Below are 12,655 nucleotides of genomic sequence, written 5' to 3'. Positions count from 1 at the left end.
ATTCGGCGATCACCGGATCATAGGCTTCTTGCGCCTACCCGGCGCTTATCGCAGCTTGACACGACCTTCTTCGGCGCTCGAGCCGAGCCATCCCCCAAACGGCGTAGCAGGCCGCTGACTATCGGCTTAACACACGTCCGGGCTGCGTATGATTGGAATCATTGAACGCCAGGAACCTTCCACTTTCCTGGTCGTTCTCTCCGCTTCCCCGGGAAGGAATCCTTCACGGGTGCATGCGATGAATCATGATCTGCCTTGAACCATCAAGATGTGATGGTCTGCGGCGGCTTGCCTCCATATCTAAGGGGCTATAAATACGTTATTCCTTGGGGGAATAACGGCCTGTTGGAACATCCCGCAGGCAATCTCTTTTATCATTCGGTTCTTATTTAAGCATTTCGAACCTTCCACGATTTTATCTGTCAAAGATATACCCGTGCGAACTCCAATTCACCTGACAGTTCAATCCAATCCCATATTTTCCAGTCTACTCGAGGAGGCTCAACGAAGATACGTTCCAACCTCACGAAACGGCGCCGACGTCTTCAATATCATCATCCGCTTTTCTTATATGGTACTATTGGAAAGAGAAATTCTACATCAGTGAGGACCTCGACCTTGTTGATCTCACCAATCTTTCTGGCCAACCTGTTCCTATCTATCCACACTGGAGTTATGCCGGCATTGCGTGCTCCAATAAGGTCTATTTCAGGTACATCGCCAACATACACGCATTGTTCAGGCTTCAGGTCAAACTTTTCGATTGTCCATTGAAATATCCGCGGGTCGGGTTTTTCAACGCCAACTTCTTTTGAGATTGTGATGATGTCGAGATAATCTGCTAGAGATAATTTGACAAGAGCCTCTTTGATATATTGTTCGCCATTCGCAATCACACCGAGTAGACATCCTCTCTTTCGTAATGCCTCAAGTGCGGGCTGCGCGTCAGGATAGGCAACCCAGATATCTGGTGATCTAAATTTACTCGCAACGTACGCAGCGATATTACCATCTTTATCCTCGATACCACAATTTCTTATGAGTGTGGATGAAAATTCCACCCAAAATTTGTTTTTCTCCTCCTCAGACTTAATCGTATACCCTTTGTAGGGAACGAGCATTTCTGTCGTCAGGAAAGCTATTTTCGCGGATGGAATCGTCGTGTGTATTCCAAGTTCTTCCAAAAAGCTGACGAGTATCGATTCCTTGCTCCCTCTGTATGTGATCAGGGTTTCTGATGCGCTAAAAAAGAAAGCACACTTTTCTTCAATCCATCCGAACTGCATTTTTCGTCGACACCCCTTGCAAGTAATTCTTTACGAGCTGCGGAATCTCAAACGGAACTTTAGCGACAATTGCCCCTGCTTTCTCAAGCGCTTCAATCTTGCTCTCCGCCGTCCCTTTCCCTCGGGCAATGATTGCCCCAGCATGCCCCATTCGCTTTCCCTGAGGAGCCGTTCTACCGGCAATGTAGGCAAAGACCGGCTTGCTTACGTATTGTTCGATGAATTTTGCCGCCTCCTCTTCCGCCGTACCTCCTATTTCCCCAATGAGGACGATTGCCTTTGTGTCATCATCCTTTTCGAAAAGACCAAGAACGTCGATGAACCCTGTGCCCACAACAGGGTCACCACCAATTCCGATGCATGTCGATTGTCCAATTCCAGATCTGCTGAGTGCATTTACGATTTCATACGTCAGTGTTCCGCTCCGGGAAACGACACCAACATCCCCCTTCAGAAAAATCGAGTTGGACATGATCCCAATTTTTGCGATACCTGGAGAAGCGATTCCTGGACAATTTGGCCCAATAATCCTCGCACCTTTGAGTTTAGCGTATTCGATGAATTCGATCGTATCACGAACTGGTATATGTTCAGTGATGACTACGATCGTCTTAATCCCAGCGTCAATGGCTTCTAACACAGCATCGCGCGCATGCGGTGCGGGTACGAATACGATCGATGAGTCGGCACCGGTCTTCCTCACAGCATCTTTCATCGTGTTGAACACCGGCGTCCCGTGCACTTCCTCTCCACCTCTGCCCGGCGTAACGCCACCAACGACTTTTGTGCCGAACTCTTTCATAGCCAGTGTCTGTTGTCGGCCCTGATGACCGGTGATTCCCTGCACGATGACTTTTGTTTCCCCGGAAATGATGATTGACATGATCAGGAACCACCTAACTCGCTTGCAATTTTACATGCCTCATCCAGATCTTCCAACACATGAAATCCTTCTCTCCTGAGCATTTCCTGTGCGAGTTTCTCGTTTGTACCTTTCAATCTAATCACGATAGGAATGTCTAATCCTAGTTCGTTTTTCACAGATATTATCCCAGAAGCGACACTATCACACCTTGTCATTCCACCGAAGATATTTATCAACACAACCTTAGGTTTGGCACGCAGTGCAAGTTCAAGGGCGCATTCTACCTTCTTTGAGTCGTCCGTACCCCCGAGATCTAGGAAGAGACCTCCTCTGCCACCGTAAAAACTGAGGTTGTCAAGCGTCGCCATTGTCAATCCAGCGCCATTTGCAATTACGGCGATATCACCATCGAGTTGGACGAGAACCAGGGAATTCTTACGGGCTTCCCTTTCCAATGGCGTTAATTCTTCCTCCAATTCCGAAAACTCTTGATGCCGAAATAGCGCGTCATCATTGATCACCATTTTCGCATCGGCTGCCACAATTTGGTCATCGTCGGTGAGGACAAGAGGGTTGATTTCAAGCAGTTCGCAATCAAGAGACCAAAAAATGTTCCATAGGTTCTTGATAGTCTTCCAAGCTAAGGTGCTGGCTCTCTCCGGTACTTCAATGAATGAGAGTATCTCTCTAATGTGATAATCCTGCACACCGATGAATGGATGGACGACAAACCTACCAATTCTATCATCCGGCACATCTTCGATATCGATACCGCCATCCGGACTCGCCAATATAATGGGTAGACCAATACCTCTGTCAATAGTAATGCCAATGTAAAATTCCCTCGCGATATTGAGGTATTCCTCGACAAGGACCTCTTTTGGAAAATATCCATTGACATTCGTTTGGAGAACCTGGAGAATCGCATTTCTTGCATCATCAGAATTCATGACTTTCTTGATCGCACCAGCTTTACCCCGACCACCAACGGGTACTTGTGCTTTTATAATGGCAGGTACGGGCATCTCCTTGAGCTCATCGAAACTTCTTATGACAAATCCTTTTGGAACCGGGATGCTGTATGGTCGCAGCAATTCTTTGGCCTGGTACTCAAGAAGCCTCATCTTCCACCGATCCTTAAAATATGTGGAATATATATTTGCATTGTTCACGCCTCTTATGTTCTTATAAAAAGGATCATGGAATGGATTGTCATCAATTTATTTGAAATCCAATCAACAACGAATTATCAAAGAAATTAAATATTGAATCAAGCTTCAGAATCTTGAAATGAGCGTTCATTGCCTGCCAGGTGTAGGACTGGATTCAAATATTTATTTAGTTACGGGCAATGATCCATTTATTGTTGATACTGGCACGGGTATTCGCACAAAGCATATTATTGATCAGATTTCACGAGTCGTTTCTCATCAAAAAATCGGGCGAATTGTTCTAACGCATCGACACTTTGATCATATCGGAGGTGCGCGTTTTTTAATGAAGGAATTTGGAGCGGAAGTTTATATTCATGATTTGGACGCCCCGCCCTTACGCGAAGGTGATGGATGGGCAACTCTCTCAGAATTGGGAGGCATAAAGACTGAACCCATCAACGTAAAATCAGTTCGGGAGGGCGATGTCTTTTCGAGCGGTGATCATGAATTCAGAGTATATCACACACCTGGACATACTATTGGAAGTATTGCCCTTTACGATGAAATAACGGGATCCCTTATCTGCGGAGATACCGTGTTTGTGGGTAGCGTCGGACGATGGGACCTCCCTTCCGGGGATTATGATGAATTAGTAAAATCTCTCCATCGCCTCCTTAGTCTTGGCGCGGTCGACCTTTATCCTGGTCACGGTCCTTTTTCATTGGGAGATGCAAGGCATCAGATACTAAGTGCGCTAAAATGTTTGGGAGAGATCTGAATGGAGCTGATATCGTGCAAGAAAAAGAATTGCCCAGTGTGTGACCTGCGAGAATCGAAAATCAGAGAAATAGCGGATGGCGTGAAGCAAGGGAAGCTCGTGATCTATCCAACGGAAACCTTGTATGGATTGGGTGCAAACCCCTTTGATGAGTCTGCCATCAAGAAAGTCTACATGGTGAAGAGAAGACCGTTTGATATGCCATTGTCGATAGCCGTACGGGATGTGAATATGCTAGAGGAGTTCGCTGTACTCGATAACAAATCAAGAAAACTCATTTCGAAATTTACGCCGGGACCGATAACGATTCTCTTGATGAAAAAAGGGAATATTCCAGACATCTTGACATCTGCAACACCTGAAATTGGAATTCGTATACCTGATCACCCATTAGCGCTCCGTCTGATCGAGCAGTGCGGTCCGATCATTTCAACCAGCGCCAATCTTCACTCGCGACCTGACCCGACAACAGCTCAAATGGCGATTGCAGACATCGGGAATGAAGTCGATTATTGCTTCGATTGTGGGCCGTGTCGTGTTGGAAAACCGTCAACGATCGTCCAGGTGACTGATAATGGAATAGAGATTATCAGACAAGGTGCAATTTCACGTGAGGCGATAGAGGCGGCACTCAATGAATGAATATGCACTTCAGTGCTTGAAGAAAGCCGGTGCGATCGCTGGAGAAGCGCGTCAATTGGGTCTTGATTTGATCGACGAGGGTGTCCGGTATCTAGATCTCGCGGTCGAGGTCGAAGAATTTATTAAGAGGAGAGGTGCCAAACCGGCCTTTCCAGTTAACATCAGCGTAAACGAAGTTGCGGCTCACTACACGCCAAGTTCCGATGATGACAAGCGGTTCAAAGAGGGAGATATCGTTAAGATCGATGTCGGAGCACACATCGATGGATATATCGGCGATACAGCGGCGACGGTTGAAATAAAGACGCGGAAGCAAGAAAAACTAATTCGTGCTGCCGATGAAGCGCTGCGTATTGCCCTCGATATTGTCTGCGATGGGGTTTCAGTCAGTATGATCGGTGGGGCTATTGAGCGGACGATCAAAGGAGCGGGATTCCGTCCTGTTGTCAACCTTACAGGCCACAGTATGACGCGATACAATTTGCATGCTGGACTCAGCATTCCGAATATTGATGACGGGATACAAGCAAAGATTCGCAATGACATGGTGCTTGCCATTGAACCATTTGCAACGGACGGGACTGGAGAGGTGAGGAGCGGTAAACCTGGGAACATCTATAGGGTGCTTACAGAAAGGCCGATTAGGGATGAAAAAGCCCTCGAGTTCTTCAGGCAAGTCCACGAGCGGTTTAATTCCCTGCCTTTCTGCGAAAGGTGGTGTCATGAAATTGATAGGAACGCCTCTTCCATGATCAGGACACTTCACAGACACGGCCTGATTTCAAGTTATCCAGTGCTGAATGAAATCAAAGGGGGAATCGTTAGCCAGGCAGAACACACTATCATTGTTCATGATTCAAAAAGTGAAATCACGACGATCATAAAGGGAAATTTGTAAACGATTTCATTTCTTTTTTCTGCTTTTGAGATATTCCCCGGTACGACGCAGTCCTTCTCTAATCTTTTCTGGTGTCTCAACAAGCGGACCATATGACACGCGAACCCCATTGATGAGTGAATCGCCGAATCCGATTCCTGGTATGAAAAGAACGCCCGTGTTTTTCAAAATCTCGTGAACCAGAGGCTCCGCTGTTTCGCCGAGATCCATAACTGTATATAAAGCACCCTGTGGAACCAATCTCCTACATCCGCAGTACTCATCAATCGCTTCTACAGTAACTCTTGCGGCATTCTTGTATCTATCATTCCACATGTTCACATAGGTCCTGAGGCTTCCGTCAGCAATCGACTCTTCGAGATAGATTGCCATGGCGAGTTGATGAAAATGATCACCACAAAGGATTGAGTATGCAAGCATCGTCTCCATCGCTTCAACAACTTTTCTTGGCGCGCAAATCCAGCCCAGTCGGCGACCAAGAGCTCTTGACCATTTTGATGCGGAATAAATGAGGACTAAATTCTCATACTCCTCAGGTGACCACGAATAATATTCAGGGAGGGTCTCAATGAAATACTGCCATTTGTACGCATAATCAATCACAAGGTATGAGCCATTGTCCTCGCATATCTCCAATGCTGCTTCAACAAACTTCTGTGGGATGATTTGACCAGTTGGGTTGTCTGGGGTCGCGAGCATCACGACTTTTGGCCTGTAATTCTTGAAAATCTCTTCTAGTTTGATAATCGCTTGATCGACATCAGGGAGATATTCCCATTGAATGGGATCGAATGCCCTTAGATGAACGACTCTAGTGTTGGGAACCTGGGACTTGTCGTTGTTGCAAAATTGATTACCAGTCCAATCTGTCAAAGCCAGCATGAGTTGACCATGGTAATTGACATATGTAGGGTCGAGCAAAAGGATGTTATCGTGGGGATCTGCCAGCACACGCAAGAGGTCATAGGTGAGCTCAGTTGAAGACGCGCCAACATGTATATTTGCCTCGCCTGCGTTGACCCCAAAGAGAAATTCGTCCATTTGAGCTAGTGCTCTTCTGCATTCCGGTATGCCTGGAATTGGCGGATATCCTCCTGCCTGGTGAAATTTTTCCCGATCCGAGCATATATCTGCATAAATTTCTCGCAAACGTTCGGGTGCGTGATGTCCGACCCAACCGCCGCCGAATGATATGACATCTTCTGGGTTGAGCCCCATCTTTTTGATGTTTCTTTCATCCGCTAGTTTCATCATCGATCGAATGGCTGACGGTCTCGTCATGATGGTATTGATTAACTTGGAAAGGCGATGCTCAGTCAAGGAATTCACTGGGCAGTAATATCAATTCCTATATAAAAATCCAAAGCCGAGTACTCGAATCTCCACGGTTTCCGTGTCCACATCAAATTGTTTCGCGAAAAGAAAAAATATGTCCATAGATCAAATCAGGATATGCCAATCTTCCCCCATTGATCTATTGGTTGAAAACGCATTTCGTCTTACTATTCTTTTGTGGGATGTCATCTCATCGTGGAAGTGACTCGAGCCAATATGTTCTTTCGATTATGAGACCAAACTTTTTTTCCGAATAAGGTTTAATTAGGGACCTGTTGTTTAGGAAAATTTGCAGCGCGAGGGTAGCCAAGCCTGGTCAATGATGAAGTCAAAACCATCGACCAATGGCGACAGACTCAAGATCTGTTCCTGAAGAGGTTCGCCGGTTCAAATCCGGCCCCTCGCACTTCGTTTTTCTGTTCCGAATTCATTTCGATTCTTCGATTCTCATTTTTTGGCTGATTATTAGCTCACGATTTTTGCGTGGCCAGACCATCATCTGGACTCATATCAGCGAGAGGGGGTTCGATAGGTAAATTATGCAAAAATTTTTCACCTAGCCAATATGATCTGTTCACATCAATTCAATTCAGTATCCGTGAGATTTCCATTTATGAACGATATTGAGATTTCCACGATAATTGCGAAATGATTTCTATTTAATGCAAAAATGTCTTTCTAATCCAGACCTGACAACCTCCATGATTGGAAATCTGTTTGGTGTTGGGGATTGGGAAAAAAAAGAGAGCGTAGATATGCCTGGGACTACTATTCCAACTGATTATTCTCTGGATCGGAATCTCCAGGTGCCTTCACTACCTCACTGCTTGTAAAGTCTTTTCTTGACTTAGGGGTCATATCACACAATTCCCTTGTTGCATCGTGCCCCTCAGAACATGCCGAATTGATCATTTCGTTATTAATAGAGACACATCAGTTTCATTAGCGGCTCTGTCAATGAATTTGATTTTTTCTAGAATTTCTATTACCTCTTATTCGCTCATTGTTGCAACAAAAGCATAAGGATAAAGTTCTAGGTTGGACAAAGACGGCTGGCTCAGACTTGCACACTCAATGTGAAGCGGATGAGAATCATAATTTGGAGAATTCAACTTTAGAGAAGTTCTCCTTTCGATTTTCATCGGTTCTTAAGGTTTGTCCTACTATTACCTGATTTATTTTCTCGCAAAATAATGTCCTCAAAAGTTGCTCTTCTTTCGTTCTCAGGAACGATCTTTTCCTGTTTTTTGCGAGATTATTTAATTGGGTTTTGTCCTAAGTCATTCTCATCGTGATGGGAATGCCCTCAGCATACAGAACGATTGAAACAGACGTCCTCGTCATTGGTAACGGGGGAGCGGGTCTCCGTGCGGCAATTGAAGCAAGTAAGTTCAACGTCGATGTCCTGATTGTGTCAAGAACTCTTCCTGGAAAAGCCCACACAGTCATGGCAGAAGGCGGTATAAACGCGGCGTTAGGTAATAGAGATCCTACTGATTCGATTGATGAGCATTTCAGGGACACGGTTATCGAGGGCGCATTTCTTAACAACCAGAAGCTTGTTGAGATTCTTGTTAAAGAGATTCCTGATAGAATTTTTGATCTTGAAGAATATGGCGCAGTTTTTGATCGCACACCAGAAGGAAAAATCGCCCAGCGACCCTTCGGCGGACAGAGTCACCCGAGGACATGCTATCTTGGTGATGAGACAGGCCATGAAATGCTCATGGGACTTGTCGAAGAAATTCGCCGAAGGAATATTCGACACCTCGATGAGATACTAATAACACGTCTCTTGAAGAATAATAATCGGTGCGTCGGTGCCTTTGGTATTGAGATGAAAACTGGTTATTATCTGGTATTCAAATCAAAAGCAACGGTTTTGGCGACTGGTGGTGGTTGCAGGGTTTATAAAGTCACATCAAATCCCGAGGAAGCTACTGGAGATGGCTACTCGATGGCCTACGACATCGGGGCTGAGCTGATGGATATGGAACAGGTGCAGTTCCATCCTACGGGGATGATCTATCCCGATTCTGCTCGAGGAATCTTGGTGACAGAAGCCGTGAGGGGCGAGGGTGGAATTCTGGTCAATGCTCTTGGTGAGAGATTTATGGCAAAGTACAGTCCTGCTCAAATGGAGCTTTCCCCGCGGGACGTCGTGGCCAGATGTATTTATTCAGAGATACAGGCAGGTCGGGGAACTTCTAGGGGTGGCGTTTATCTTGATATTTCTCACAAAGATCCTGATTATATCAGAAAAAAGCTTCCGAGGATGGTAAAGCAATTCAAGAATTTTGCTGATGTTGACATAACAAAAGTACCGATGGAAGTCGCTCCCACGGCACACCATTTCATGGGAGGCATCAAGATAAGAGAAGATGACAATCGTTCCACAACGGTAGAGGGACTCTATCCTGCTGGTGAGGCCGAAGCTGGTGTGCACGGCGGGAACAGACTCGGCGGCAATGCATTGGCAGAAACTCAGGTTTTTGGTGCGAGGGCTGGAATGTATGCAGCACTTTACGCTAAGAAATCGTCCAAACCTATTATACCGAAAAATCAGGTGTATGAAGAAGTCGCAAGATTGGACTCTCTTTTCAGGCCTGGCAAGAAACCCCAATTATTGAAAGAAGAAATCAGGGAGATTATGTGGAAGTTTGTTGGGATCGTCCGGGATGGTAATAAGCTCGAATTCGCACTCAGTGAAATTGAAAGATTGAAAGATGAAATGTCGAGAATCGGGGTTGTTGGGTCAAAAAAATACAACCTTGAGTGGTATGACGCGATTGTATTGCCTCATATGCTATTGACCTGTGAGGCGATTATTAGATCTGCGCTGTTCAGAAAAGAAAGCAGGGGAGCGCATTATAGATCCGATTATCCTCAACGAGACGACATAAATTGGCTTGTCAACATCAACGTGAGAAAGGGAGAAAATGGTACAATGGTCGTTTATTCCACTCCTGTTGTTTTGACAAAACTCAAACCAAATGGCATTGGAGGCGTGACTGATGGATGAAAAGACGATCAAACTTCGCGTTTTCAGATACGATCCTGATTGGGACGACTCACCTCACTACGAAACCTACGAGGTACCTTATGTCGAGAAGATGAGGGTCCTAGACGCGTTAAACTACATTCATGAGCATTATGATGGGTCGCTGGCATACAGATGGGTTTGCAGGGCGAGCCAATGCGGCTCTTGTACCCTCATGATCAACGGGAAACCTGCACCAGCATGTAAGACAGAAATACCCGTTGGGACAGTGGAAATCACAATTGAACCGTTGCGTCTTTTCCCAGTGATTAAAGACCTTGTAGTTGATCTTGAAAGAGGATATCAGAGGTTCTTGACGCTGAGGCCCTATATTGAGAGGCATTCAAAACCAAAAAGACCAGAAATAATAATGCCAGAGGACATCGAACTGATCAAGGAGATGAGAAGCTGTATCGAGTGCTGGGCGTGCGTTTCTATTTGCCCTGTTATCGCCGAGATATGGGACGAATATGCAGGTCCGATATCAATGAGAAAGCTTGCTGAATTATCCTTGGACAAGAGAGATATCCTGGACAGAGTCAGTATCGCGCTTGTAGAGGGGATGTATAACTGCACGACGTGCAAGAATTGTTGGGCCGTCTGTCCCCAGGAAATTAAGATTCCTGAGAAGGCCGTTGAAAAATTGCGCGCGATGGCGATGCAGAAAGGGCTCGCTCCCTTGCCGCCTCACAAGGTTGCAATCGCATCGATACGCAATTACTGGAATCCATGGACTGTTCCGCGGGGACAACGGGTTAGGTGGGCGAAGGATTTAAATTTGCCAACTAGATCAGAAACGATGTTTTTCGCAGGGTGTTCTCCGTCGCTTCTTAGATCTAATCTCTCTGTAAACGTTGTAAAAATATTCAAGGCGCTTGGAATGGAAATCGGTTATCTCGGAAAAGAAGAACGTTGCTGTTCATCTCCCCTTCTCCGGGTTGGAGAGGATAGACTTTTTGAAGAAATGGCAAAGGCGAACATCGAATCTATGAAAAAGGCAGGTGCAAAGCGGATTGTTGTGACTTGTGCCGGTTGCTATAAAGCATGGAAGGAAGATTACCGCGAATGCTTCGGAGACTATGGCATCGATGTATATCATATATCTGAAATACTGGAAAGTGCTATAAGAGAAGGGAGGCTCACTTTGAAGTATTCGCCATCCAACGATATGACCGTGACCTATCATGACCCTTGTCATCTTGGTCGAGCTGGCGGAATTTTCGACCCGCCGAGGAATGTGCTGAGGTCTATCCCTGGAATAAAATTGGTTGAAATGAGTAGGATTAGAGAAAATAGCGCATGCTGTGGATCTGGCGGCGGGGTCAAAACGGCCAGGCCAAATTTGGCAGCAACAATTGGAGGCCGCAGACTTGAGATGGTCAGGGAAACAGGTGCAGAAGCAATCGTCAGTTGTTGTCCCTGGTGTGAGCAGAATCTCGAGGACAGTATTAAATGGGGAAGCTTCCCGGATTGGAAGGTTAAAGACCTCGTTGATCTGGTCGTAGCAGCCCTGGTTGTGGGAGAGTAAGACTGTGTCGGTGGAAGAAAGAAAGCAAATAGAATCAAAAACGGCCAGAAATAAAGCCGCAGAGAAAAGGAAAAAGAACAAGAAGATAAGTGAGGAAACTATCGAGAGAGAGCTCTTTGATAAAAACCCATCGAGGTCCTATGTTTTGAGAGACATATGGTTCGATGGTCTCACATCGGTCATCGACAGTGAGGAAATGCCCGAGCGATCCAAAAGGGAATTGATGTTCCTGGCGCTCTCAAATGCAATACTTGACATGGTGATGGATATTTTACCAGAAAATCTTTCAAAAGTTCTCGCTCGTAACTTGGATGATTATCTTGCCGTAATGGTTATCAACCATGAATACGACGTCGATTTATTACAATCATTCCAGGAAGAGTTCGAAAAAGAAATGGGCATTGATTTCGTCGATGATACGCAGTTCATGAATGCTCTGATTGAATTCGAAAACAAGTGGTGGAACCAGCCAAGGAGAGAACTCGGCGGGAAAACCCCGAACGAGCTCCTCGAAGAGGTCAGTGAGCGCTACGGTCTTTGAATCGTGATCGAGATATCAGTTGACCATTAATCAAGGGCATCGGGAAAAACGATGAGCCCCAATGATCGATACACTATCATCCTTTCTTTTGCGGCTTTTGTCGCATTGCTTGGGAGCTCATTGATTTCTCCAATTCTTCCATTCTATGCGCTGGCCTTTGGTGTTCCATTGACATTTGTTGGCGCCCTCGTCTCAAGTTTCGGTTTGGCAAGCGTAATATTAGATATCCCAAGCGGGTATTTTTTTGATCGTTTCAATGCAAAGATACTAATGATCTTGGGATTGTTGTTAATCTTTCTATCTGCGTTGATATGTGCTTTCGCTTTGAGTTATATAGTGCTCTTAATTGGAAGGGTGCTTGGTGGGATTGGTTATGCAGTCTACACTGTTACTTCCTTCACATGCATGGGGAAAATTGCGCCAAATGATCGTCGAGGCAGGTACATGAGCTTCTATCTCAGCATGTTACTTTTGGGGTCTGTGTGCGGCCCGGCGGTAGGTGGTATTATCGGTGAAAGCTTTGGTCTGCGCGTGCCCTTCATTGTATATGGCATCCTATCCCTCTTGTCGTGTCTACTCGTGCACTTT

11 protein-coding genes, 1 tRNA gene and 1 rRNA gene are annotated in these 12,655 nt (G+C 45.6%); 8 read left to right on the top strand and 5 right to left on the bottom strand.

Annotated features, from left to right (window positions below; genetic code table 11):
- The 4 genes from QHH00_08210 to QHH00_08195 all read right to left on the bottom strand — a co-directional run.
- Positions 1 to 119, bottom strand: a 23S ribosomal RNA gene (locus tag QHH00_08210); the annotation flags it as partial.
- A 435-nt stretch (positions 120 to 554) separates the two neighbouring features.
- Positions 555 to 1,286: an HAD-IIIA family hydrolase gene (locus QHH00_08205; protein ID MDH7509355.1), complete on the bottom strand. Its 732-nt coding sequence runs from the start codon at positions 1,284 to 1,286 to the stop codon at positions 555 to 557.
- Complete coding sequence (sucD, locus tag QHH00_08200; GenBank protein ID MDH7509354.1) at positions 1,267 to 2,169, bottom strand: succinate--CoA ligase subunit alpha; 903 nt, start codon at positions 2,167 to 2,169, stop codon at positions 1,267 to 1,269. The genes QHH00_08205 and sucD overlap by 20 nt, the downstream gene beginning before the upstream one ends.
- A gap of 2 nt (positions 2,170 to 2,171) precedes the next feature.
- Positions 2,172 to 3,275: an acetate--CoA ligase family protein gene (locus QHH00_08195; GenBank protein ID MDH7509353.1), complete on the bottom strand. Its 1,104-nt coding sequence runs from the start codon at positions 3,273 to 3,275 to the stop codon at positions 2,172 to 2,174.
- 166 nt (positions 3,276 to 3,441) lie between these two features.
- On the opposite strand from QHH00_08195, the gene QHH00_08190 reads away from it, so the two are divergent.
- Genes QHH00_08190 through map form a run of 3 tightly spaced genes read left to right on the top strand, consistent with a single transcriptional unit; the run spans position 3,442 to position 5,623 of the window.
- Entirely contained in the window at positions 3,442 to 4,083 is a 642-nt protein-coding gene (locus QHH00_08190; GenBank protein ID MDH7509352.1) for an MBL fold metallo-hydrolase, read from the top strand.
- The gene (locus tag QHH00_08185; GenBank protein MDH7509351.1) at positions 4,084 to 4,725 is read left to right on the top strand and encodes an L-threonylcarbamoyladenylate synthase; all 642 of its coding nucleotides are present in this window, start codon (positions 4,084 to 4,086) and stop codon (positions 4,723 to 4,725) included.
- Positions 4,718 to 5,623, top strand: a complete 906-nt coding sequence (map, locus tag QHH00_08180) for a type II methionyl aminopeptidase (protein MDH7509350.1) — start codon at positions 4,718 to 4,720, stop codon at positions 5,621 to 5,623. The genes QHH00_08185 and map overlap by 8 nt, the downstream gene beginning before the upstream one ends.
- Before the next feature lie 6 nt (positions 5,624 to 5,629).
- Here map and QHH00_08175 read toward each other — a convergent pair whose 3' ends face one another.
- Positions 5,630 to 6,877, bottom strand: coding sequence for a pyridoxal phosphate-dependent aminotransferase (locus QHH00_08175; protein MDH7509349.1), 1,248 nt, complete (start codon positions 6,875 to 6,877; stop codon positions 5,630 to 5,632).
- Positions 6,878 to 7,254: 377 nt separating this feature from the next.
- Here QHH00_08175 and QHH00_08170 point away from each other — a divergent pair.
- The 5 genes from QHH00_08170 to QHH00_08150 form a co-directional block, all read left to right on the top strand.
- Positions 7,255 to 7,364 (top strand) — tRNA-Leu (locus QHH00_08170).
- Positions 7,365 to 8,258: 894 nt separating this feature from the next.
- On the top strand, positions 8,259 to 9,980 hold the full coding sequence (locus QHH00_08165; GenBank protein ID MDH7509348.1) for an FAD-binding protein: 1,722 nt from the start codon (positions 8,259 to 8,261) through the stop codon (positions 9,978 to 9,980).
- Entirely contained in the window at positions 9,973 to 11,526 is a 1,554-nt protein-coding gene (locus QHH00_08160; GenBank protein ID MDH7509347.1) for a succinate dehydrogenase/fumarate reductase iron-sulfur subunit, read from the top strand. The genes QHH00_08165 and QHH00_08160 overlap by 8 nt, the downstream gene beginning before the upstream one ends.
- Before the next feature lie 10 nt (positions 11,527 to 11,536).
- The gene (locus tag QHH00_08155) at positions 11,537 to 12,067 is read left to right on the top strand and encodes a hypothetical protein (GenBank protein ID MDH7509346.1); all 531 of its coding nucleotides are present in this window, start codon (positions 11,537 to 11,539) and stop codon (positions 12,065 to 12,067) included.
- Between the two features lie 51 nt (positions 12,068 to 12,118).
- On the top strand, positions 12,119 to 12,655 hold a 537-nt coding region (locus QHH00_08150), incomplete at its 3' end, for an MFS transporter (protein MDH7509345.1).

The sequence above is a fragment of the Methanomassiliicoccales archaeon genome (assembly GCA_029907465.1).
GTDB lineage: Archaea > Thermoplasmatota > Thermoplasmata > Methanomassiliicoccales > JACIVX01 > JACIVX01.
The sequence above is the reverse complement of the archived record's forward strand: the minus strand, read 5'-3'. Positions and strand labels throughout refer to the sequence as shown.

What these genes read in the sequence shown, in the direction of transcription:
- QHH00_08205 (MDH7509355.1), bottom strand. Translation starts at nt 1,286, where the DNA reads ATGCAGTTCGGATGGATTGAAGAAAAGTGTGCTTTCTTTTTTAGCGCA.
- sucD (MDH7509354.1), bottom strand. Translation starts at nt 2,169, where the DNA reads ATGTCAATCATCATTTCCGGGGAAACAAAAGTCATCGTGCAGGGAATC.
- QHH00_08195 (MDH7509353.1), bottom strand. Translation starts at nt 3,275, where the DNA reads ATGAGGCTTCTTGAGTACCAGGCCAAAGAATTGCTGCGACCATACAGC.
- QHH00_08190 (MDH7509352.1), top strand. Translation starts at nt 3,442, where the DNA reads ATGAGCGTTCATTGCCTGCCAGGTGTAGGACTGGATTCAAATATTTAT.
- QHH00_08185 (MDH7509351.1), top strand. Translation starts at nt 4,084, where the DNA reads ATGGAGCTGATATCGTGCAAGAAAAAGAATTGCCCAGTGTGTGACCTG.
- map (MDH7509350.1), top strand. Translation starts at nt 4,718, where the DNA reads ATGAATGAATATGCACTTCAGTGCTTGAAGAAAGCCGGTGCGATCGCT.
- QHH00_08175 (MDH7509349.1), bottom strand. Translation starts at nt 6,877, where the DNA reads ATGATGAAACTAGCGGATGAAAGAAACATCAAAAAGATGGGGCTCAAC.
- QHH00_08165 (MDH7509348.1), top strand. Translation starts at nt 8,259, where the DNA reads ATGCCCTCAGCATACAGAACGATTGAAACAGACGTCCTCGTCATTGGT.
- QHH00_08160 (MDH7509347.1), top strand. Translation starts at nt 9,973, where the DNA reads ATGGATGAAAAGACGATCAAACTTCGCGTTTTCAGATACGATCCTGAT.